The sequence below is a fragment of the Microbacterium sp. 71-23 genome, from assembly GCF_001897265.1.
Taxonomy (GTDB): Bacteria; Actinomycetota; Actinomycetes; order Actinomycetales; family Microbacteriaceae; genus Microbacterium; species Microbacterium ginsengisoli.
The window spans coordinates 266,713-289,470 of record NZ_MKSL01000011.1 but is presented as its reverse complement, the minus strand read 5'-3'; the positions used below and the strand labels follow the sequence as shown (position 1 = coordinate 289,470).

The window sequence follows — 22,758 nt, the reverse complement described above, 5'->3', positions numbered from 1 at the left end:
ACTCCCCCTTCCGGTAGATCAGCTGCGCTCAGCCCTTGAAGCGGGGGAAGGCACCGCGACCGGCGAAGACCGCCGCGTCGCCGAGCTCTTCCTCGATGCGCAGAAGCTGATTGTATTTCGCGACGCGCTCGCTGCGGGCGGGCGCGCCGGTCTTGATCTGACCCGCGTTGACGGCGACAGCGAGGTCGGCGATCGTGGTGTCCTCGGTCTCACCCGAACGGTGCGACAGCATCGAGCGGTAGCCGTTCTGCGTGGCGAGCGAGATCGCGTCGAGCGTCTCGGACAGGGTGCCGATCTGGTTCACCTTCACGAGCAACGCGTTGGCGACGCCCAGGTCGATGCCCTTCTGCAGGCGGATCGGGTTGGTGACGAACAGGTCGTCGCCGACGAGCTGCACCTTCGAGCCCAGCGCCTCGGTGAGGTCCTTCCAGGCGTCCCAGTCGTCCTCGGCGAGGGCATCCTCGATCGTGACGATCGGGTAGTTCGCGACGAGGTCGGCGAAGTAGTCGGTCAGCTGCGCGGCCGTCCACGGCTTGCCCTCGACCGTGTAGACGCCGTCGGCGAAGAACTCGGTCGCCGCGACATCCAGGCCCACGGCGATGTCGGCGCCCGGGGTGAAGCCGGCCTTCTCGATCGCCTTCAGCAGGAAGTCCAGGCCCTCGCGGTTGCTGGGGAGATCAGGGGCGAAACCGCCCTCGTCGCCGAGACCGGTCGCGAAGCCTGCGGCCTTCAGCTCGCCCTTGAGGACGTGGTAGACCTCGGTGCCCCAGCGCAGCGACTCGCCGTAGGTCTCCGCGCCGATCGGGGCGAGGAAGTACTCCTGGAAGTCGATGCCGTTGTCTGCGTGCGAGCCGCCGTTGATGACGTTGAACAGCGGCACGGGAAGCACGTGGGCGTTCGGGCCGCCGAGGTAACGGAACAGCGGGAGGTCGGCCGAGTCGGCCGCCGCCTTCGCGACCGCGAGGCTGATGCCCAGGATCGCGTTCGCGCCGGTGCGCGACTTGTTCTCGGTGCCGTCGGTCTCGATGAGGATCTCGTCGATGACGCGCTGCTCGCTCGCCTCGACACCCTCGATCGCGGGGCCGAGCTCGTCGATGACGGCGTCGACGGCCTTGAGCACGCCCTTGCCGCCGTATCGGCTCTTGTCTCCGTCGCGCAGCTCGTACGCCTCGAACGCGCCGGTCGACGCACCGGAGGGGACGGCCGCCCGCTGGACGATGCCGTCGTCGAGGAGCACCTCCACTTCGACGGTCGGGTTTCCGCGCGAGTCAAGAATCTCGCGCGCGCCTACAGCCTCGATCAGTGCCACTGAGGACTCCCTGGTTCAATCAAGAGTTCCCATTCCGGGAACAGGTGCATGCGGAGCGTCATCGGTCCTCCACCACTCTAGTGACGACGGATGCCGCCGCCACCGGCGCGTCACGAACCCGAGCGGGATGCGGCATCCGTCACGATCGCCACGGCGATGCCGTCCCATCCCTTCGCGTCGAGGGTCTGGAGCGCTGTCGCCTCGAATCGTGGGTCGGCGGCGAGGAGCGCGAGCCCCCGGCGAACCCCCTCGGCCTGCTCGTCGGATTCGTCGGTGGTGACGAGACGACCGGAACGCACGACGTTGTCGACGATCACGAGGGCGCCCGGGCGGGAGAGCCGCGCAGCATGGTCGAGATAGAGCGCGTTGGACTGCTTGTCGGCGTCGATGAAGACGAGGTCGAACCCCGGCTCGAGACCGGGGAGCACGTCGGCCCCGCGGCCGATCTCGATGCGCACCCGCTCCCCCACGCCGGCACGGTCGAGGTTGCCGCGGGCGACGGCCGCGTGCGCGGGCTCCGCTTCGATCGTCACCACCTCGCCGCCATCACCGACCGCGCGTGCCAGCCAGATCGTGGAGTAGCCGCCGAGCGTGCCGATCTCCAGCACCCGCCGGGCGCCGATCGCTCGCGCGAGCAGGTGCAGCAGCTTGCCGTTCAGCGGCGCGACCTCGATCGCGGGGAGACCGGCGGCATCCTGCTCGTGCACGGCCGCCTCGAGGGCGGCGTCGTGACCCACAAGGGTCTCCGCGAGGTAGGTGTCGACCCGGCGCCACACCGCGGGGGTCGGGAGGGCGTCGTCGGTCATGGCGACAGCCTCCCGGGCGGCGCGGCGAGCGTCAAGGGCGGCGGGCGGGTCGCCCGCATCGCGGCGACGTCGGGAGGCGGGGTCAGGACGCCGCGCGGCGCTCCGCGACGAGCGAGGTGAGCACGGCTGCACCGGTTGAAGCGTCGGGCGCGGTGACGGTCAGGCGGCGGCCGTCGAGGCGCGTGACCTCGATGCCGTCGCCTCGTCGCGGCACGACGCCCAGGCGTCCCGGGAGTCCGCGCAGCCCCCAGCCGCCGAAGTCCCGCAGCGGCTCGACCTGCACCGTGCGCACACGGGCGATGTCGTCGAGCGGGATGCGGAAGCGCGGCAGGCCGAGGGCCGAGACCACGATGAATCCGCCGGCGTCGACCCGCACGTGGTAGGCCGCGAGCGTCGCCGAGGCGACCAGCAGGAGCACGAACGCGATCGTCGTGATCCACGCGACGGCGCCACCGCCGCCGGTGAACCACGCGTCGACGGTGATGAGTCCGACCAGCAGCAGCGCCGCGACGATCGGCACGACCGCTCCGCGAGGAAGCGCGGTCGTGGCCGTCCACGCGCGCGGGAGGGCACCGGAGGCGGTCTCACCCACGGGCGCGGCGGGCGACGTCGGCGCGATCGGTGCGGAGAACGGGAGCCCGCCCTGCGACGGCTGCGCGAACCAACCGATCAGACCGAGCGCGAGACCGGCGAGCAGCACCCACCACGACCCGCCCGCGTGCGCGCTGCCCCCATCGGCCGCACGGAGGTTCGCGAGTGTCGAGCTAATACCCGCGGCGGTCAGGATGCCGGCGACCCCGAGGCCGATCGCCCCCAACAGGCGGAAAACGAGTCCCCGGTGGCCGCGGAGGAGCCCGGGCAGCGACACGGCGAACAGGGTTCCGGGAACGACGAGTCCGATGAGGCCGGTCACGAGAGCCAGCACCCACGGCGGTCCGTACGCGTTCGGCGCGCCCGAGGCATCCCAATGGGTCGCGACCGTCGCGGGCAGGTGCGGCAGCGCGACCAGCTGCAGCACGACATTCGCGAGCCACAGCACACCCGGCAGCACGGCGCCCACCAGGACGTACGACCTGACCACCCGTCGCTGCGATGCCTCGGCCATGTGACCCGCCCCCCTTCGGCCGCCGATCGCGGCTCCCTCGATTCTGGCGTTCGGCGGCGCCCGCGGCCCGCTCGTTGTCGATCATCGATAACGGATTGTCAGGAACGAGTGGCGAAGGCCACACTCGATCCGTGGCCTACTCCCCCCGGCAGCTCGCGATCGGCATGAGCCTGTGGATCCCGAATCTCTGCAACGGCATCCGCGTGCGCGAGATCGCCCCCGACTTCACGCACTGCGTCGTGCAATTGCGGGTGACGCTGCTCACCCGCAACATCGTCGGCGTCGCGTTCGGCGGTGCCATGTCGGCCATGACCGATCCGTACTACTTCATGCTCGTCATGCATCAGCTCGGCCGCGACTACGTCGTGTGGGACACGCGCGGCGAGATCGAGTTCGTCAAGCCCGGCCGCGGCGTGCTCACGGCCCGGTTCGAGGTGCCGCGGGAGAGGGCCGAAGAGCTGCGCGAGCGCGCCCGCGGCGGCGCGAAGGTGCTCGAGTGGTTCGAGACGGAGATCACGGATGCCACGGGCGACATCGTCGCGAGGGTGCGTCGCGAGGTCTATGTGCGCGAGAAGCGCCGCGACCGGGTCGCGGTGGGCTGACCGCCGGGCGAGCCGATGCCGCCAGGGGCGACGACCGGTCGCGCGGCGTCCGCGCGTCGGGGCACCGGAGCGTTCACGCCCGCCGACTACGATTCGCGCGTGACCTCGCCCTCCCTCGCCCGCCGGCTCGGCCTCGGCGATGCCGTCGCGATCGGCCTCGGGTCGATGATCGGCGCCGGCGTGTTCTCGGTCTGGGCGCCGGCCGCGGCTGCCGCCGGCCCGTGGCTGCTCGCCGGCCTCGCGCTCGCGGCCGTCGTGGCGTACGGCAACGCCACCTCGTCCGCCCAGCTCGCGGCGACGTATCCGACCTCGGGCGGCACCTACGCCTACGGGCGCGCCGAGCTCGGTGAGTGGTGGGGATTCGCCGCCGGGTGGTGCTTCGTCATCGGCAAGCTCGCGAGCGCGGCCGCGATGGCCATCACGTTCGCCGCGTATGCAGCGCCTGCGGGATGGGAGCGCCCGGTCGCGGTCGTGGCTGTCGCCGTGCTCGTCGGCGTCAACCTGCTCGGCGTGACCCGCACCGCCGCGCTCACCAAGGCGATCGTCGTCGTCTCGCTCCTCGGACTCGCCGTCGTCACGGCCGCCGGCGCGAGCTCATCGTCGACCTGGGCGGGCCTCGGCAGCGCGGCCCCGGTCGACGCCTACGGGGTGCTGCAGTCGGCCGGCCTGCTGTTCTTCGCCTTCGCAGGGTACGCGCGCATTGCCACAATGGGCGAGGAGGTGCGGGATCCCACCCGCACGATCCCGCGGGCGATCACGATCGCCTTCGCGGCGGCCCTCATCGTCTACGCGATCGTCGGCACGCTCACCGTGGTGGTGCTGGGAGCGTCCGCGACGGCGGCGTCGAGTGCGCCGCTCGCCGACGTCGCGCACGCCGCCGGATGGACGTGGGCGAACCCGGTGGTGCGAGTCTCGGCGGCGGCGGCGTCCCTCGGTGCGCTGCTCGCACTGGTCGCGGGGATCGGCCGCACGACGCTCGCCATGGCCCGCGAGCGGGACCTCCCCGCCGCACTCGCCGCGATCGGCGCGCGCCACCGTGTGCCCTACCGGGCCGAGCTCGCCGTCGGTGTAGTCGTGATCGGCGCGGTCGCGCTGGTGGACCTTCGCGGCGCGATCGGATTCTCCTCGTTCGGCGTGCTGCTGTACTACCTCGTCGCCAACCTCGCGGCGTTCCGTCAGCACGGCGACGCCCGCCGGTACCCCCGTGCACTCCAGATCATCGGGGCGATCGGATGCCTCGTGCTCGCCGCCTCCCTCCCGTGGGCCTCCGTCGTCGCCGGCGCCGTCGTGCTCGCGATCGGACTCGCGGCACGCGGCATCCGCCTGCGCATCGACCGGGCACGCAGCGCGGGATAGCCCGCTGCGTGCGTGCGGGTCGCCGCGGCCCCTCAGAGGGCGAGAGCGGATGCCGCAGGCACCGCGTGCCCGTCGGGCACGGGCCCGTCGCCTCCCAGGGCGAGCAGCACCGACGGCAGCAGCGCGTCGGCGGTGCGCCGGTAGCCGAGCGCGCTCGGGTGGAACCGGTCGAGGCTGAACATCTCGTCGGGCTGCGAGATGAAGAAGGGCCCGACGACACGTCGGAGCGACACGACGTGCGCGCCGGCGGCGAGCGCCGCCTCGGCCTGAGCGTCGGCCAGCTGGCGCGACTGCCGTGAGCCGAGTGAGCGCAGCGGCTGCGGCACCGGACGCAGCGCGCCGAGGTCGGGGCACGTCCCGACGACGACGGCGACACCCCGCTCGCGCAGACGCTCGACGGCGGCGCGCAGATGGGCGGCGGCGACGGTCACGGGGACACGATGAGTGACGTCGTTGCCGCCGACGATGATGATCGCGACATCCGGAGCGTAGCGTGCGGGGAGGGCGTTGAGCTGCGCCGCAAGCGCCGACGACTCCGACCCGACCTTCGCCGCGGTCACCAGGCGCACGGGGCGCCCGAGCGTCTCGGCGATGCCCTTGGAGATTCGCGCACCGGGGGTGTCCTTGCGCCTGGTGACTCCCAACCCCGCCGCGATCGAGTCGCCGAGCACGAGCAGCTCGACCGGGTCGCCGTCGAGCTTCGCCCGCCAGACACGGTCGGCGTCGAGGGCGTCCTCCCCCAACGGCTTGCCGATGCGTCGCCGGGCGATGGCGGCCTGACGTCGCAGCAGCTCCCGCATCGAGAACACCGCCGCGGCGGCTCCGACGAGCGTCGAGGCGCCGATGACGGCGGCGGTGCGCAGACCCCTCATGCCGCGATTGCACCTCGCCGAGGTGAACCCGGGATGAACGCGGCTCAGGCCAGCGGCTTGAACTCGAGTGCGGCTGTGTCGGCACCCGCTGAGACCGTCGTGAACTCGCCGTAGCCGTCGGCCGCCGAGCGCGCGAGCAGTGCGGTGAGGTTCTTGGTGCGGCGCTCGAGGCGCACCCGGGCGCCGGTCGCGATGAGCGCGGCCTTGTGGGCGACGAGCTCGCCGACCGGAACGTCGGCGTCGTGCACCAGCACGAGCGTGCGGGATGCGGCATCCACCCCGTCGGCGACGAGGTCGACGATGCGCTCGAAGCCGATCGAGAAGCCGACCGCCGGCACGCTCTGGCCGAGGAACCTGCCGATCATGCCGTCATAACGGCCGCCGCCGCCGAGCGAGTAGCCGACGCTCGGGTGGGCGAGCTCGAAGATCGTGCCGGTGTAGTAGCCCATGCCTCGCACCAGGAACGGGTCGAACGCGAGCGGCACCTCGCCGCCCCGGGCGGCCGCGACCGCATCGCCGAGCGCCACGAGTCCGGCGACCACCGCGTCATCGATACCCTCGGGCAGGGCCGCGCGAATCTGCGCCTCACCGAACGGCAGGTCGGCTTCGGGCGTCGGCCGACGACCGAACGCCTCGAAGGCGTCGGCGGCCGCGGGCGTCGCTCCACGCTCGCGCAACTCGGCGGCGACGCCGTCGATGCCGATCTTGTCGAGCTTGTCGATCGTGATCAGGACGCCGGGTCGCTCCTCCGCGGCGAAGCCGAACACGTCGAGCATGCCGTCGAGGGCCCGCCGGTCGTTCACGCGGATGACGCCGCCCTCGAGTCCGAGCGCGTCGAGCGCATCGAGGCTCGCGACCATCAGCTCGGCCTCGGCGCGCGCCGAGCCGTCGCCGATGATGTCGATGTCGCACTGCACGAACTGTCGGTAGCGCCCCTTCTGCGGGCGCTCCGCGCGCCACACCGGCGCGATCTGCAGCGACCGGAACACCGTCGGGAGCTCCGCGCGGTGCGTCGCGTAGAACCGGGCGAGCGGCACCGTCAGGTCATACCGCAGCCCGAGGTCGCTGAGGGCCGCCGGGTCGTCGGCGGCGGCGATGATCGCCTCGGCGTCGAGGCCGCGCTTGAGCACGTTGAATGCGAGCTTCTCGTTGTCGCCGCCGATGCCGGCGTGCAGCCGGTCGTAGTCCTCGACCACCGGCGTCTCGATCTCGTCGAACCCGTGCGCGCGGTAGCGCTCGCGGATGACGGCGAGCACGCGCTCGCGCCGAGCCTTGTCCTGAGGGAGGAAATCGCGCATGCCGCGCGGCGGGTTGACCTGTGCCACGGGGGTCTATTGTTCCAGGTCGCCGCCGCGCGCCGCGGCCTCCGCCGCGCGCACCGCCGACTCCACGCCCCGCACCCGCTCCCGGAGCGCCCGCTCCGCATCGATACCCGCCGCGCGGGCGGCGACGACGAGGGCGAGCAGCGCGTCGCCCAGCTGCGCCTCGTCGGTCGGGGCCGCGGCATCCGTCATCGCGGGCACCAGCCCCACCTGAGCGGCCTTGCCGAGCACCTTCTGGGCGCGGGCGAGCGCCGGCAGGCCCGCCGGGATGCCGTCGAGCACGCTGGTGCGCTCGCGCTTCTCGGCTGCCTTCGCGGCGGTCCACAGCACGAGCACCTCCTCGGGGGTGCGGGCGCTCTCGCCGCCGAAGACGTGCGGGTGCCGGCGGATCATCTTGTCGGCGAGATCGGATGCCACATCCTGCACGTCGAACGGATCGTCGGGGTCCCGCGAGGCGATCTCGGCATGGAACAGCACCTGCCAGAGCACGTCGCCGAGTTCCTCTCGCAGGTCGGCGCGGGTGCCGGACTCCACGGCGTCGACGAGCTCGCTCGACTCCTCGACGAGATAGGGCACCAGGTCGCGGTGGTCGATCTGCTGCGTCCAGACGCACTCGTCCCGCACCGCGCGCATCGCCTCGATCGCCCGCGTCATCCCGTCGTCCGTCATGCCGCCGCCTCCCGCACCCGACGGTAGCGCCGGGCGCGCAGCGACACGAGCACCACCGCCGCGAGCAACGAGATCGCCGATCCGCCCAGCACGCCGAGGATCGCCTGGTCGCGCAGATCCGCCGCGCCCGCGAACGCCAGCTCCGACATCAGCAGGGACACGGTGAACCCGATGCCACTGAGCGCCCCCGCCGCGGCGAGGTCGCCGAACGCGAGTGGACGGGAGCCTCGTGAGAACAGTGCCATCGCCAGCGACCCGAAGGCGATCACCCCGACGAACTTGCCCACCGGGAGCGCCAGCACGGTGCCCCAGAACGCCGGCGCGAACGCGGCCGGCGACACCTGCGGAATCGGCATCAGAGCGGAGGCGAACGCGAACAGCGGCAGCACGATCACGTTGACCCACGGCTCGAGCGCGTGCCGCGCACGCGCCCCGGCACCCGGCGCGATCGCGAGCCCCAGCAGCACGCCCGCGATCGTCGCGTGCACGCCCGACTCGTGGACGAGCACCCATACCGCGATGGCCACCACCACCATCAGCACGGCGACTGGCACGCGGGCCCGACCACGCAGCAGCAGCGACAGCGCCCCGAAGGCGACCGTCAGCGCCAGCGCGGCCGCCAGCGCCACGAAGTCGATGTCCGCGGTGAACACGACCGCGATCAGCACGATGCCGACGATGTCGTCGAGGATCGCCAGTGCCAGCAGGAACACCCGCACCCCGGACGGCAGCCCGCGGCCGACGACGGCGAGCACGCCGAGCGCGAACGCGATGTCGGTAGCCGTCGGGATCGGCCAGCCCGACGCCGACGGGGTGCCGTTCGCGATCACGAGGTAGAGCGCGATCGGCACGACCACGCCGCCGAGCGCGGCGATCGCCGGCACGAGCACGGCGCGGGGGCTGCGCAGCGATCCGACGGTCAGCTCGTGCCGCAGCTCCACCGCGACGACGAAGAAGAACAGTGCCAGCAGACCGTCGGTGATCCAATGCCCCACCGACAGATCGATGCCGGCGACGGCGAGATGCGCGTCGCGTGCGGCGATGACGGCGGGGCCGGCGGGGGTCGCCGCGACGACGAGGCCGGCGATCGCGGCGAGCAGCAACAACAGGGCGGGAAGACGGGCGGAACGCAGCACGTGCACGGGACACTCCAGGGTCAGGGGCGGCATCCGTCGATCTCGTGCATGCCGGCGGCGACATACTCGACGGGCCGACCAGACTTCCCGGCACTCCTCCGACCATTCTAGCCGCGACGGCGCGGCCGCCCCGCCGTGACAATCCAGTAACACGAGCGGGACTACCGTGGAGGCGTGCAGGATCCCACCCCCACCGAAGCCATCGATCTCGTCGGCCGCTACGAGGCCAGTCATGGGATGCCCGAGCAGATGCGCGGCGACGTGCGACTGCTCGGCGGAATCCTCGGGCGCGTGCTGCGCGAGAGCGGTTCCCCGGGCCTGTTCGACGACGTCGAACGGCTGCGCGTCGCGACCATCCAGGCCTACACCGACGAGACGGATGCCGCATTCGAGCGGGCCGCGCAGATCGCCGACGGGTTCACCGTCGCCCGCGCCGACGAGGTCGCCCGCGCGTTCACCTGCTACTTCCATCTCGTGAACCTCGCCGAGGAGCACCAGCGCGTGCGCGTGCTGCGTCAGCGCGCCGCCCGCGACGAGGAGGCGGCCGACTCGGTGACCGTCGCGCTCGAACGCCTCGCCGGCGAGGTCGGCGACGACACCGCGCTGCAGCGTCTGCACCAGATGCGCTTCCACCCGGTGTTCACCGCCCACCCCACCGAGGCGCGGCGCCGGGCGATCTCGACCAGCATCCGCCGCCTGTCGGGTCTGCTCGACGACTACGACGCCGCCGAGGACGGCGGCCCCGCACAGCGCCGCGCCGAGCGTCGCATGCTCGAAGAGGTCGACACGCTGTGGCGCACGGCGCCGCTTCGCCAGGAGAAGCCGTCGCCGGTCGACGAGGTGCGCTCGGTGATGGCCGTCTTCGACGAGACGCTGTTCACCGCCGTGCCGCACGTCTACCGCCGCATCGACGACGCCCTGCAGGGCGAGGCCGCCGGTGCCCGCGAGCCCGTCGTGCGCCCGTTCGTGCGCATCGGCACCTGGGTCGGCGGCGACCGCGACGGCAACCCGTTCGTGACCGCGAAGGTCACCAAGCGCGCCGCAGGCATCGCCAGCGAGCACGTGCTGCGCGGACTCGAGCGGGCCTCCGCCCGCATCGGCCGCGGACTGACTCTGGATGCCGCCACCACCCCGCCGACCCCGGCCCTCACCGCTCTCACCGAGCGGCTGCTCAGCGCCGACGACGAGGGGGCCGCCGACGTCGTGAAGCGCTCGCCCGGCGAGCCGCACCGTCAGGCCGTGCTGCTCATCGCCCGCAAGATCACGGCGACGCGCGAGCGCGACGCCGACCTCGCCTACGCCGATCCCGAGCACCTGCTCGCGGACCTGCTCACCGTGCAGTCCTCGCTCGTCGCGGCCGGCGCCCCGCGCCAGGCCTACGGTCACCTGCAGCAGCTCGTCTGGCAGGTGCAGACCTTCGGGTTCCACCTCGCCGAGCTCGAGGTGCGCCAGCACTCGGCCGTGCACGCGAAGGTGCTCGCCGAGCTCGACGCGGGCGGTGAGCGCAGCGAGCTGACCGAGGAGGTGCTCGAGGTCTACCGCACGATCTCCTACGTGCAGAAGCGCTTCGGTCCGCGCGCCGCGGGCCGCTACATCGTCTCGTTCACCCGATCGGCCGACGACCTCGCCGCCGTGCACCGGCTCGCGCGTTACGCTGTCGGCCCCGACGGCACCCCGCCCGTTCTCGATGTGATCCCTCTCTTCGAGACGTTCGCCGACCTGCAGGCCGCCCCCGCGATCCTCGCGGAGATCGTCGAGCACCCCGCCTTCGCGGCCCGTCTGGCCGAGACCGGACGCCGCCTCGAGGTCATGCTCGGCTACTCCGACTCGTCGAAGGATGTCGGCCCCGTCGCCGCGAACCTCGCGCTCTACGAGGCGCAGGCGCAGATCGCCGACTGGGCGCAGCGCAGCGAGATCGAGCTGACCCTGTTCCACGGCCGCGGCGGTGCGCTCGGCCGCGGCGGCGGACCGGCGAACTCGGCGATCCTCGCCCAGCCCCCGCACTCGGTCGACGGCCGCTTCAAGCTCACCGAGCAGGGCGAGGTGATCTTCGCGCGCTACGGCGACCCGGCGATCGCGATGCGTCACATCGACCAGGTGGCCGCCGCCATCCTCACCGCCTCCGCCCCCTCGAACGAGCAGCGCAACCGTGCGGCCGCCGAGCGCTTCGCCGACGTGGCACAGCGCATGGAGGACGCCTCGCGGGCGCGGTTCTTCGAGCTCGTCAAGGCGCCCGGCTTCGCACCGTGGTTCGCGACGGTCACCCCGATGGAGGAGGTGGGCCTGCTCGCGCTCGGGTCGCGTCCCGCCCGCCGCGGGCTGTCGGTCGAGTCGCTCGAAGACCTGCGCGCCATCCCGTGGGTGTTCGCGTGGACGCAGGCCCGCATCAACCTGGCCGGCTGGTTCGGGCTCGGCACCGCCCTCGAGACGGTCGGCGACCTCGCGCTGCTGCAGGAGGCGTACCGCGAGTGGCCGCTGCTGCGCGCGATGATCGACAACGTCGCGATGAGTCTCGCGAAGGCCGACGACCGCATCGCGCGCCGCTACCTGGAGCTCGGCGACCGCGACGATCTCGCGCAGCTGGTGATCGACGAGATGGCCCTCACCCGCTCGTGGGTGGTGCGCATCGCCGGCGGCGACGGACTGCTCTCGAACAAGCCGGTGCTGCAGCGGGCGGTGAAGCTGCGGAGCCCGTACGTCGACGCGCTGTCACTGCTGCAGCTGCGCGCCCTGCGGGCACTGCGCGACGCGCCCGACGAGGTGCCGGCCGACCCCGAGCTCCAGCGCCTGCTGTTGCTGTCGGTCTCGGGCGTCGCGGCGGGCCTGCAGAACACCGGCTGAGTCCCGGCTCGCGAGAACAGGAGCGCCCGCGAGAACAGGTCGATGCGCGCCGTAGCGTCCTGCGCACACGCGATGACCTGCCCCGGCGCGCGGTGCTCCGGCGCGCCCGGCCTGGCATGCCCGGCTCCCGCGCGCCCGGCTCCGGCGCATCGGCGCCGGGGTGCGGCATCCGCTCAGTCGACCGGGGTGTCGTCCGCGTGCCGCGCGAGCGAGCGCCCGTAGCGCTCGGTGAGCTGCACCATGAGGTCGGGGGTGTCGCGGTCGAGCCCGAACACGTAGCCGGGGAAGTCGAGCTCCTGCTGGCGCGCCCAGATCTCGTCGTGCTTGTCGGGTGAGACGACGATCGCCGGGTCACCCACCGCGACCCACGAGATCGGCACGACGCTGCGCTCGGGGAGCACCGTGCGCAGGTGCACGACCGCGTTGATGCGCACCTCGCTCCGGTCGCCGATGCGCGCACCGTTGAACACCCGCACGCCCGTCGCGAGGAACACCTCGTCGCCCACCGTCGCACCCGAGATGCTCGCCATCGGTCCGACGAGCGTGTGGTCTCCGATGTGCACGGGATGAGTGGCGCTCGCGCGCACGAGGGCGTTCTCCATCACGATGACACTGCGGCCGAGGGTGATCGGACCGCCCTCCGCGGTGATGACCGCGCCGTGCAGGATCTGACAGTCGGGCCCGATCGTCACGTCGCCGCTGATCACCGCGGTCGGCGCCACGACGGCGGTCGGATCGATACGGGGCTCGCGGCCGAGATGTGCGTAGCGCATGGTGTGCTCCTCGATCGTCAGCGTACTCAGCGAGACGGATGCCGCCACCCCGCCGCCGCTCCCGGCACGGGTGTGCGACACTGCCGCCATGCTCACCCTCGGATCCGTCGTCATCCGCGTCACCGACCTCGAGGCGCAGGTCGCGTTCTGGTCTGCGGCGCTCGACTACACCGTGCGAGAAGCGGTCGATACGGACTTCGTGCTGCTGCGCTCGGCCGACGGCCGGGGCCCGAACGTCGGGCTCGACCAACTGCCTAGCGAGCGCGCACTGCCGCCGCGCATCCATCTCGACCTCTACGCCGACGACCAGGCCGCCGAGGTCGCGCGGCTCGAGGACCTGGGCGCCCGTGTCGTGCCGTGGGCGGGGCGGCCCGACGACGCCGACTACATCGTGATGGAGGATCCGGAGGGCACCCGGTTCTGCGTGATCGACACGGCGCCGCGCGACTGACCGCGTCGGGCAGCAGGGCTGTCGACGCCGCTGGGCCGCGCCGGTCTCAGGCGGATGCGTCGGCCGCCGCGGACGCCGGCTCGGAGACCGGGAAGAGCGCGTCGAGCAGCTGGCCGACCCACGCCACCAGGTCGGTGTCCGACACCGGGTCTCCGTCGCCCGGCAACGGCACGACGAGCGCCTCCCCGGAGGCGACGAGCTTCGCCTTCGGGTAGAGCCGCTGCATCCGCACGCGCAGCGAATCGGGGAGGTGCGCCGGCGCGACGCGCAGGTTCGGACCCATCGCGACGACGTCGGCGAGCCCGGCCTGTGCCGCGCGGCGGCGCAACCGCGCGACCCGCAGCAGCCCCTCGACGTCGGCGGGCGGCTCGCCGTAGCGGTCGCGCAGCTCGTCGATGACGAGGTCGATGGCATCGGGCTTCGCGGATGCCGCGGCCGCCGCCGACAGCTTCTGATAGGCCTCGAGACGCAGCCGCTCGCTGTCGATGTAGCTCTCGGGGATGCGCGCCTGCACGGGCAACTCCAGACGCAGCTCGGTCGGACCTTCGGTCTCCTCACCGCGGAACGCCGAGACGGCCTCGCCGATCATGCGCAGATACAGGTCGAAGCCGACGCCGGCGATGTGGCCGGCCTGCTCGGCGCCGAGGAGGTTGCCGGCGCCGCGGATCTCGAGGTCCTTCAACGCGACCTGCATGCCCGAGCCCAGGTCGTTGTTCACCGAGATCGTCTCGAGCCGGTCGGCTGCCGTCTCGCTGAGCGGCTTGAGCTCGTCGTAGAGGAAGTAGGCGTACGCGCGCTCACGACCACGGCCGACGCGGCCGCGCAGCTGGTGCAGCTGCGAGAGTCCGTACTTGTCGGCGCGGTCGATGATGATCGTGTTGGCGTTGGAGATGTCGAGGCCGGTCTCGATGATGGTCGTCGAGACGAGCACGTCGGCGCGGCGCTCCCAGAAGTCGTCGACGACCTGCTCGAGCTGGTGCTCGCCCATCTGCCCGTGGGCGACGACGATGCGCGCCTCGGGGACGAGCTCGCCGAGCTGCGCGGCGACCCGCTGGATCGACTGCACCCGGTTGTGCACGTAGAACACCTGGCCCTCGCGCAGCAGCTCGCGGCGGATCGCTGCGGCGATCTGCTTGTCGTTGCGGGGGCCGACGAACGAGAGGATCGGGTGGCGGTCCTCGGGCGGGGTCGCGAGGGTCGACATCTCGCGGATGCCGGTCACCGCCATCTCGAGGGTGCGCGGGATGGGGGTGGCGCTCATCGCGAGGATGTCGACGTTGGTCTTGAGCTTCTTGAGCGCGTCCTTGTGCTCGACGCCGAACCGCTGCTCCTCGTCGATGATCATGAGCCCGAGGTCGTTGAAGACGACCTTCTCGGTGAGGATGCGGTGCGTGCCGATCACCATGTCGACGGTGCCGTCGGTGAGGCCGTTGAGGGTGTCGCGGGCCTCCTTGTCGCTCTGGAAGCGCGACAGGGGCCGCACCTTCACGGGGAAGCCCGCGAACCGCTCGGTGAAGGTCTCGAGGTGCTGCTTCACGAGCAGGGTGGTCGGCACGAGCATCGCGACCTGCTTGCCGTCCTGAATCGCCTTGAACGCCGCCCTCACGGCGACCTCGGTCTTCCCGAAGCCGACGTCGCCCGAGAGCAGCCGGTCCATCGGGATCGGCTTCTCCATGTCGGCCTTGATCTCGTCGATCGTCTGCAGCTGGTCGGGGGTCTCGGCGAACGGGAACGCCTCTTCGAGCTCACGCTGCCACGGGGTGTCGGGGCCGAACGCGTGCCCCTTGGCGGCCATCCGGGCGGAGTACAGCTTCACGAGCTCGACCGCGATGTCGCGCACCGCCTTGCGAGCCTTGCCCTTGGCCGCGGCCCAGTCACTGCCGCCCATCTTGGAGAGCACCGGCGCCTCACCCCCGACGTAGCGGCTGAGCTGGTCGAGCTGGTCGGTGGGAACGAAGAGCTTGTCACCCGGGTAGCCGCGCTTGGTGGGCGCATATTCGAGCACGAGGTATTCGCGCATGCTCTTGACCGGGTTGCGCCCGCCGCTGGAGACCTCGCGCTGGGTCAGCTCGACGAACTTGCCGATGCCGTGCGTGGAGTGCACGACGACGTCGCCAGGCTTGAGCTGCAGCGGATCGACGACGTTGCGCCGGCGCGAGGCGAGCTTCTTGACGACCCGGCCGTCGCCGCCGATCGTGCGCCCGTAGAACTCGGTCTCGGTGAGCACGGCGAGACGGGCACCGGATGCCTCGAACCCCCGCTCGAGCACGGCGGCGACGACGAGCGCGACCCCTGCTTCGGGTGCCTCGTGCACCGCGTCGACGCGGCGCGCCGCGACACCGCGGTCGGCGAGCACGTCGCGTGCGCGGTCGGCGAGCCCCGGACCGGACGCCGTGACGACGACCTTCCACCCGTCCTGCACGAGGGCCGCGACGTGCGCGATCGCGCCGTCGACGTTACCCGCGAACGACGGCACGGCGGATGCCGCCACCCGCTCCACGTGCGACCCGGATGCCTCGACGAGGCCTTCGGCCGCGGCATCCGCCTCGCCGGAGTCGAACGCCGACAGGGTGTACCAGACGCCCCCGCGCTCACGGGCACGCTCGTGCAGGTGCGGGAGCGACACGAAGTCGCCCGCGCCGAGGTCGACAGGGGTCGACGCGCCGGCGACCGCGGCGTTCCACGCGGCGTCGAGGAACTCGCGGTTCGTCTCGGCGAGCGTGATCGCACGGGTGACGGCCCGCTCGGGGTCGACGAGCGCGACGGCGGTGCGCTCGGGCAGGTAATCGACGAGGGTGACGAGGTCGTCGACGAGCGCGGGAGTCAGCGACTCCATCCCCTCGGTCGGCACTCCCTCGGCCATGCGGGCGAGCATCGTCTGCAGGCCCGGCAACTGCTCGGCGAGGAGCGCGGCGCGCGCCCGCACGTCCGCGGTGAGGAGCAGCTCCCGGCTCGCGACCAGTTCGACCTCGGTGATCTCGCCCGGCAGCGACCGCTGGTCGGCGACCGAGAACGCACGGATCTGATCGACCTCGTCGCCGAAGAACTCCACGCGCGACGGGTGGTCGGCGACCGGCGGGAAGACGTCGAGGATGCCGCCGCGCACCGCGAACTCGCCGCGTCGGGACACCATGTCGACCCGGTGGTAGGCGCGCTCGACGAGACCGAGGCTGACCGCGGCGAGGTCGTAGCCGCGCCCGCCGGTGACGAGCCGGATCGGTTCGAGATCGGTGAGGCCGGCAGCGAGCGGCTGCACCGCGCCGCGCACCGATGCCGTGACGACGAGCGGATGGGTGCCGTCCCACGCGGCCACCCGGCGGAGCACGTCGAGGCGACGCCCCACGGTCTCCGCGCTGGGGCTCAGCCGCTCGTGGGGCAGCGTCTCCCATGCCGGGAAGTGATGCACCTCGGCGCCCGGCACGAGCGCATCGAGGGCCGTGCCGAGCGCCTCGGCGCGGCGACCGGTCGGCGCGACGACGAGCACCACCGCGGGCGCCCCCTGCTCGCGGCGCTTCTCGAGGAGGCCGGCGATGAGGGGGGCGTCGAGTCCGTCGACGACGGAGAAGTCGGTGTCTGTCGTCGCCGAACGGAGGGCGCCGGCGAACGTCTCGGACGGTACGAGGGCGCGAACGATCCCGGGAACTGTCACCCGAAGATCCTACGGCGAGCCCGGGACATCCGGTCGCGGTCTCAGTCGCGCGGGGCGTGCCAGCGCTGCTGGGCGGCGATCAGACCCTCGTCGACGAGCTGCTCGACGGCGTCGGCCGCATCGCCGACGAGGATCGGCAGCGTCGTGCGCTCGGCCGACGAGAACGGGTCGAGCACCCAGTCGGCCGGATCCTGGCGGCCGACGGGCCGCCCGATGCCGACGCGCACCCGGGGGAACTCGGGCGTGCCGAGCGCTTTGGCGATGTCGCGCACGCCGTTGTGACCGCCGTGGCCGCCGCCGACCTTGAGCTTGAGGGTGTCGAAGGGGATGTCGAGCTCGTCGTGCACGACGACGACTCGCTCCGCCGGCACGCCGTAGAACCTCGCCAGGGCGGCGACGGGTCCGCCCGACGTGTTCATGTACGAGTTGGACTTCGCGAGCACGAGCTTCGCTACCCCGGGACGCAGCCACGTCTCGACGACGCGCGCGTTCGCCTTGTGCGCCTTGAAGGTCTCGCCGCGGCGGCGGGCGAGGTCGTCGACGACCATCTGGCCGACGTTGTGGCGGGTCGCCTCGTACCGCGGCCCGGGGTTGCCGAGTCCGATCACGAGCCAGGTGTCGACCATGCGCTCATCCTCTCGCAGCGGGGACGCACCCCCGCAGACGACGCGAGGGGATGCGGCGAACCGCATCCCCTCGCGTGTGGCGGTGTCCGATTACTCGGCGGCCTCCTCGGCCTGCTCGGCGGCGGCCTCGGCGTCGGCCTCGGCGATCTCCTCCTCGGCGGCGAGGGTGTCGACCGGGATCGAGATCGCGACGATGAGGGTCTCGCCGTCGGCGACCAGCGACGCGCCGCGCGGGAGCGTCAGGTCGGCAGCGGTGATGTGCGTGCCGTCCTCGAGGCCCTCGATGTCGACCTCGACGTTCTCGGGGATGTGGGTGGCCTCGACCTCGAGCGAGATCGTGGTGGCGTCGAGGTTGGCCAGGGTGCCGGCGGCGGACTCGCCCACGAGCACGACGGGGACCTCGACCTGGACCTTCTCGCCCTTCTTCACGACGAGGAGGTCGATGTGCTCGATGATCTGCAGCACCGGGTCCTTCTGCACGTCCTTGACGAGCGCGAGCTGCTCGGTGCCGGCGATGTCGAGCTCGAGCACCGCGTTGGCGCGGCGGATGAGCAGACCCACCTGGTGGCCCGGCAGGGCGATGTGCACCGGAGCGGTGCCGTGGCCGTAGAGCACGGCGGGGATCTTGCCTGCGGCGCGCAGACGGCGGGCGAAGCCCTTGCCGAACTGCTCGCGCAGCTCGGCGGCGACCTTGAAGTCGTCGGACATGATGTTCTCCTTTATGCGGGCGCACGGGCCCGATGAGCGGGTGAGCGTTTTCGACTCGAACGCGAGCGCGTGAGGAAAGCCGTGAGCCTTGATCACTGCGTCGATCACGGATGCCTCGCCGCCGAAGCGGCACGGCGGCATCCCTCGCCGAAGTTCAGTCCACAAGCCTACCAGCGACGCCGGTAGCATGGGAATCGCCCGTCATCTCCGAAAGGACCGCCATGCAGCCGACCCTCGCCTCGGACATCCTTCTCTGGGTCATCGGCCTCATCAGCCTGGGCGGTTTCATCACCGTGGTCGGCGCGTTCTGGGCCGTCGGCCGCTCGTCCTACCGCAAGTAGTCGCGCCGCCCGTCGACGCTCCTCGGGCCCTCCTCGCTACGGCGGTCACACCGCCATCACCGCGAGCATCGCGGCCATCCCACCCGCCATCAGCGCGTGGCACACGTGCCGCGCCCGATGGTGGGACGAGCGCACGAGACCCACGATCCACCACACCGCGAAGGCGGCGACGACCGCGATGACGACGCCGTTGAGCACGACGATCCACTCCGGGGTCGCGGCCGGCGCCGCGGCATCCGTCGCTCCGCCGCCGTGATGATGACCGGATGTCCCGTCCCCACCGGAGCCCATGAGCGCCGGCATGGCGACCAGCATCCAGACCATCGCGCCGGTCACGACGACGTGTCCGGCGAGGTCGACCCGCCCCGCGCGTGAGGGGGACTGCGGAAGCGACACCAGCAGCGCGATCGCGACGACCGCGAACACGGCGATCTGCGCCCAGGTGAGTTCGGCGCCCGCAGCCCACCACACCATCGTGACCATGGCGATGCTCATCAGCAGGTGCGCCACCTCGACGACTTCGGCGGTGCCGAAGGGCGCCCCCGCGGGTGCCGCCCGGCGGGTACGCACGAGCGAGACGAGGGAGACGAGACCCGTCACCGAGAACAGGATCGTGAAGACGGCGCTCCACAGCGGCGAGAACATGGCACTCCAGCGGTCGGGGGTCGGGTGAGACGATCCCTGAGATTACTCTACGATTTGTAGACATATCTGCTGACAACCCCGGGAGCACCGCCATGACCACCGCCGACGCGCCTCCGCTCGAGGCCGCCACCCCCGCACCGGCTCCGCGCCGCCGGCGCATCAACTGGTTCGCGGCGTTCTGGCGGTGGCACTTCTACGGCTCGGCGATCGTCATCCCCGTGCTGCTCGTCCTCGCGATCACCGGGCTCACCTATCTCTACCGCGCCCAGGTCGACGCCCTCACCCACCCGGGCGTGCTCACCGTGAGCGCATCCGCGGGCGCGGAGCGCGCCCCGCTGTCGGCGCAGGAGGCCGCCGTGCGCGCCGCCTACCCCGACCGGGACATCCTCTCGGTCACCGACAACTCGGGCGACCGGTCGACGATGTTCGTCACCGCCGTCGGCGACACCACCCGCAACGTCTACGTCGACCCGTTCCGCGCGAGCGTCACCGGCGACCTGTCGACCGACGACCTCGTCTCTGACTGGGCTCTGCGCATCCACGGCACGCTGCTCGCGGGCGACCTCGGCGATCGCGTCATCGAGCTCGGCGCCTGCTGGGCGATCGTGCTGTCGATCACCGGAGGCATCATCTTCTTCCTCGGACGCAAGCCGCGCGTCGGCGCCCGGCGTAAGCGCCTGTCGATGTCGGGCGTGCGCTCCACGCACGCCTGGGTCGGTCTCGGGGTCGGCGTCGGCATCCTGTTCCTCGTCGTCTCGGGCCTGCCCTGGACGGGGTTCTGGGGCGCACAGGCACAGCAGGTCGCGGCGCAGAACGGCACCGGGCTCTGGGGCGACGACCCCGGGGCATCCTCGACCGTCGGAGACCTCATCGAGCGCACCGACGGATCGTCGGGACCGGCCGGGTGGGCGATCTCCGAGGGGCGCACGGGCACCTCGACGGGGGCGGGCTCGGTGATCTCGATCGACACCGCCGTGGCCACCGCCCGCGCGCAGGGCGCGCCCGAGCCGTACTTCGTCGCCTACCCCGAAGGTGAGACGGGCGTCTACAGCGTCTTCGGCGATCAGTGGCACAACAACGGGAATCCGGCCGAGTCGGATGTCTCGCTCGAGACCACCGTGCACGTCGACCAGTACTCCGGCGCGGTCGTCGGACAGTACGGCTACGCCGACTACAGCACGCTCGCGAAGATCGTGTCGCAGGGCATCGCCGGGCACGAGGGGCGCCGCTTCGGCCCGCTCAACACCGTCATCACGACCGCGTTCTGCCTGGGCGTGATCTTCCTGTGCGTGACAGGCCCCGTCCTCTGGTGGAAGCGTCGCGGCGGCGCGACGGGCATGGCGGCCCCACGCGGGCGACTCCCCCTGTTCACGAACATCGTGCTGCTCGCCGCCGTCGTGGCACTCGGGCTCTTCCTGCCGCTGTTCGGGCTGTCGCTGCTGGTGATCCTCGCGCTCGACCTGCTCGTGATCCGGCGCGTGCCGGCGCTGCGTCAGTTCTTCGGCTCAGTCTGAGCGGTGCCGCCGAGCGCGTCGAGCGCGCGCTCGGCGGTCGCCTGAGGCGACAGGTCGGAGACGAGTGCGACCCCGGGTTCGTCGGCATCGAGCGGCTCGACGAGCGCGAGCTGGGAGGCCAGCAGCGACGGCGGCATGAAGTGGGTGCGCGCCCGCATCCGCTCCTCCAACACCGCCGCATCGGCGCTCAGCACGATGAATCGCACCGCCGGGTCGCCAGCCCGCAGCCGGTCGCGGTAGCGGCGCGCGAGGGCGGAGCAGGCGACCACCGCGCCCTCCCGAGCGGCCGCAGCGACGCGGTCGAGCCACGGCCAGCGGTCGGCGTCCGTCAGCGGCACCCCGGCCGACATCTTCGCGATGTTCTCGGGCGGATGCAGCACATCGCCGTCGACGAACGGCGCGCCCAGGCGAGCGGCGAGCGCCTCGCCGACGACGGTCTTGCCGACACCGCTCGGCCCGGCCACGACGATCCCCATCGCCCCAGTCTGACGCCCCGCCGGGCGGCCCCGCGCCCTCTAGGCTGGAAGCGCACGTTTCTGCGGCGTTCGCCGCGCATCCAAGGAGCATCAGTGACCGAGGCAGCAGCCAACATCGGAGTCGTCGGACTCGCCGTCATGGGGTCGAACCTCGCCCGCAACCTCGCCAGCCGCGAGGGCAACACCGTGGCGATCTTCAACCGCACCTACGCCAAGACCGAGGAGCTGCTCACCGAGCACCCCGAGGCCGGATTCGTGCCCGCGCGCGACTACGCCGAGTTCGCCGCGTCGCTGCAGAAGCCGCGCACCGCGATCATCATGGTCAAGGCCGGCGGCCCGACCGACGCGGTCATCGAGGACCTCATCTCGGTGTTCGAGCCGGGCGACATCATCGTCGACGGCGGCAACGCCCTCTTCACCGACACGATCCGCCGCGAGAAGCGCGTGCGCGAGACGGGCATCAACTTCGTCGGCATGGGCGTCTCCGGCGGCGAGGAGGGCGCGCTCAACGGCCCCTCGCTCATGCCCGGCGGCTCCGACGAGTCGTGGACCACGCTCGGGCCGATCCTGCGCTCGATCGCCGCGATCGCCGAGGGCGAGCCGTGCGTGACGCACGTCGGACACGACGGTGCCGGCCACTTCGTGAAGATGGTGCACAACGGCATCGAGTACGCCGACATGCAGCTGATCGCCGAGGCCTACGACCTCATCCGTCGCGGCACCGGCAAGTCGCCGGCCGAGATCGCCGACATCTTCGCGGCGTGGAACGAGGGCGAGCTGCAGTCCTACCTGATCGAGATCACGGCGGAGGTGCTGCGACAGACGGATGCCACCACCGGTCGCCCGCTCGTCGACGTCATCCTCGACCAGGCCGGAGCGAAGGGCACTGGCGGCTGGACCGTGCAGACGGCGATCGACCTCGGGGTGCCCGTGTCGGGTATCGCGGAGGCCGTGTTCGCCCGCTCGCTGTCGAGCCACCCCGAGCAGCGCGCCGTGTCGCAGAACCTGCCCGGCCCGCGCGGCGAGATCGCGGTCGACGACGCCGACGCGTTCGTCGAGCAGGTGCGCCTCGCGCTCTACGCGTCGAAGATCGTGGCGTACTCGCAGGGGTTCGACGAGATCCGCGCCGGCGCCGCGCAGTACGACTGGTCGATCGACCTCGGCAAGGTCGCCTCGATCTGGCGCGGCGGGTGCATCATCCGCGCCCAGTTCCTCAACCGCATCACCGAGGCCTACGACGAGCAGCCGACGCTCCCCGTCCTGCTCACGGCCCCGTACTTCGTCGACGCCCTCGAGCGCGCGCAGAGCGCGTGGCGTGAGATCGTGCGGGTGGCCGCGACATCCGGGATCCCCAGCCCGGCGTTCTCGTCGTCGCTGTCGTACTACGACGGCCTGCGCGCCGACCGGCTGCCGGCGGCCCTCATCCAGGGACAGCGCGACTTCTTCGGCGCCCACACCTACAAGCGCGTCGACCGCGACGGCACCTTCCACACGCAGTGGTCGGGCGACCGCACCGAGATCGAGGCCGTCGACACGCACTGACCCCGCACGACGAAC

Annotated in this window: 19 protein-coding genes; 6 read left to right on the top strand and 13 right to left on the bottom strand. The window is 71.9% G+C overall.

Going from position 1 to position 22,758, the window contains the following annotated elements; genetic code table 11:
- Positions 1-28: 28 nt before the first annotated feature.
- The 3 genes from eno to BGO15_RS03900 form a co-directional block, all read right to left on the bottom strand.
- The gene (eno, locus tag BGO15_RS03910) at positions 29-1,309 is read right to left on the bottom strand and encodes a phosphopyruvate hydratase (RefSeq protein WP_056210105.1); all 1,281 of its coding nucleotides are present in this window, start codon (positions 1,307-1,309) and stop codon (positions 29-31) included.
- Between the two features lie 110 nt (positions 1,310-1,419).
- Positions 1,420-2,115, bottom strand: coding sequence for an O-methyltransferase (locus BGO15_RS03905; protein WP_045248668.1), 696 nt, complete (start codon positions 2,113-2,115; stop codon positions 1,420-1,422).
- A gap of 82 nt (positions 2,116-2,197) precedes the next feature.
- Positions 2,198-3,220: a DUF1648 domain-containing protein gene (locus BGO15_RS03900; RefSeq protein ID WP_056210106.1), complete on the bottom strand. Its 1,023-nt coding sequence runs from the start codon at positions 3,218-3,220 to the stop codon at positions 2,198-2,200.
- 131 nt (positions 3,221-3,351) lie between these two features.
- Here BGO15_RS03900 and BGO15_RS03895 point away from each other — a divergent pair, with 131 nt between their 5' ends.
- Both BGO15_RS03895 and BGO15_RS03890 read left to right on the top strand, forming a co-directional pair.
- Positions 3,352-3,822, top strand: coding sequence for a DUF4442 domain-containing protein (locus BGO15_RS03895; protein WP_156454751.1), 471 nt, complete (start codon positions 3,352-3,354; stop codon positions 3,820-3,822).
- Positions 3,823-3,921: 99 nt separating this feature from the next.
- Positions 3,922-5,178 (top strand): APC family permease, encoded by a 1,257-nt coding sequence (locus tag BGO15_RS03890; protein ID WP_056210108.1) that lies wholly within the window; start codon positions 3,922-3,924, stop codon positions 5,176-5,178.
- 32 nt (positions 5,179-5,210) lie between these two features.
- Here BGO15_RS03890 and BGO15_RS03885 read toward each other — a convergent pair whose 3' ends face one another.
- From BGO15_RS03885 to BGO15_RS03870, 4 genes are read right to left on the bottom strand one after another with little or no spacing between them, the layout of a single operon-like run.
- Positions 5,211-6,050: an SGNH/GDSL hydrolase family protein gene (locus BGO15_RS03885; RefSeq protein WP_056210110.1), complete on the bottom strand. Its 840-nt coding sequence runs from the start codon at positions 6,048-6,050 to the stop codon at positions 5,211-5,213.
- 44 nt (positions 6,051-6,094) lie between these two features.
- The gene (locus BGO15_RS03880; RefSeq protein WP_056210366.1) at positions 6,095-7,348 is read right to left on the bottom strand and encodes a histidine--tRNA ligase; all 1,254 of its coding nucleotides are present in this window, start codon (positions 7,346-7,348) and stop codon (positions 6,095-6,097) included.
- 33 nt (positions 7,349-7,381) lie between these two features.
- Positions 7,382-8,041, bottom strand: coding sequence for a nucleoside triphosphate pyrophosphohydrolase (locus BGO15_RS03875; protein WP_045248666.1), 660 nt, complete (start codon positions 8,039-8,041; stop codon positions 7,382-7,384).
- Positions 8,038-9,210, bottom strand: coding sequence for a Na+/H+ antiporter NhaA (locus BGO15_RS03870; protein WP_235557416.1), 1,173 nt, complete (start codon positions 9,208-9,210; stop codon positions 8,038-8,040). The genes BGO15_RS03875 and BGO15_RS03870 overlap by 4 nt, the downstream gene beginning before the upstream one ends.
- Before the next feature lie 204 nt (positions 9,211-9,414).
- On the opposite strand from BGO15_RS03870, the gene BGO15_RS03865 reads away from it, so the two are divergent.
- Positions 9,415-12,018: a phosphoenolpyruvate carboxylase gene (locus tag BGO15_RS03865; protein ID WP_416361460.1), complete on the top strand. Its 2,604-nt coding sequence runs from the start codon at positions 9,415-9,417 to the stop codon at positions 12,016-12,018.
- A 173-nt stretch (positions 12,019-12,191) separates the two neighbouring features.
- Here the strand turns inward: BGO15_RS03865 and BGO15_RS03860 are convergent, their stop codons facing one another.
- Positions 12,192-12,791, bottom strand: a complete 600-nt coding sequence (locus BGO15_RS03860; RefSeq protein ID WP_045248734.1) for a gamma carbonic anhydrase family protein — start codon at positions 12,789-12,791, stop codon at positions 12,192-12,194.
- 88 nt (positions 12,792-12,879) lie between these two features.
- Between BGO15_RS03860 and BGO15_RS03855 the strand changes: the two genes are divergently transcribed.
- Positions 12,880-13,242, top strand: a complete 363-nt coding sequence (locus BGO15_RS03855; RefSeq protein ID WP_056210368.1) for a VOC family protein — start codon at positions 12,880-12,882, stop codon at positions 13,240-13,242.
- A gap of 46 nt (positions 13,243-13,288) precedes the next feature.
- Here the strand turns inward: BGO15_RS03855 and mfd are convergent, their stop codons facing one another.
- The 4 genes from mfd to BGO15_RS03835 all read right to left on the bottom strand — a co-directional run bounded on the left by mfd (position 13,289) and on the right by BGO15_RS03835 (position 19,211).
- The gene (gene mfd, locus BGO15_RS03850; RefSeq protein ID WP_056210116.1) at positions 13,289-16,891 is read right to left on the bottom strand and encodes a transcription-repair coupling factor; all 3,603 of its coding nucleotides are present in this window, start codon (positions 16,889-16,891) and stop codon (positions 13,289-13,291) included.
- Positions 16,892-16,932: 41 nt separating this feature from the next.
- Complete coding sequence (gene pth, locus BGO15_RS03845) at positions 16,933-17,517, bottom strand: aminoacyl-tRNA hydrolase (protein ID WP_056210117.1); 585 nt, start codon at positions 17,515-17,517, stop codon at positions 16,933-16,935.
- A 90-nt stretch (positions 17,518-17,607) separates the two neighbouring features.
- Complete coding sequence (locus tag BGO15_RS03840; protein WP_045248733.1) at positions 17,608-18,225, bottom strand: 50S ribosomal protein L25/general stress protein Ctc; 618 nt, start codon at positions 18,223-18,225, stop codon at positions 17,608-17,610.
- Between the two features lie 386 nt (positions 18,226-18,611).
- Positions 18,612-19,211, bottom strand: a complete 600-nt coding sequence (locus tag BGO15_RS03835; RefSeq protein ID WP_056519115.1) for a DUF5134 domain-containing protein — start codon at positions 19,209-19,211, stop codon at positions 18,612-18,614.
- Positions 19,212-19,303: 92 nt separating this feature from the next.
- Between BGO15_RS03835 and BGO15_RS03830 the strand changes: the two genes are divergently transcribed.
- Positions 19,304-20,725 (top strand): PepSY-associated TM helix domain-containing protein, encoded by a 1,422-nt coding sequence (locus BGO15_RS03830; protein WP_056210120.1) that lies wholly within the window; start codon positions 19,304-19,306, stop codon positions 20,723-20,725.
- Here BGO15_RS03830 and BGO15_RS03825 read toward each other — a convergent pair.
- Positions 20,704-21,201: a gluconokinase gene (locus tag BGO15_RS03825; protein ID WP_056210122.1), complete on the bottom strand. Its 498-nt coding sequence runs from the start codon at positions 21,199-21,201 to the stop codon at positions 20,704-20,706. The genes BGO15_RS03830 and BGO15_RS03825 overlap by 22 nt on opposite strands.
- A 138-nt stretch (positions 21,202-21,339) precedes the next feature.
- Between BGO15_RS03825 and gnd the strand changes: the two genes are divergently transcribed.
- Positions 21,340-22,743: an NADP-dependent phosphogluconate dehydrogenase gene (gnd, locus tag BGO15_RS03820; protein ID WP_056210369.1), complete on the top strand. Its 1,404-nt coding sequence runs from the start codon at positions 21,340-21,342 to the stop codon at positions 22,741-22,743.
- Positions 22,744-22,758: the final 15 nt, after the last annotated feature.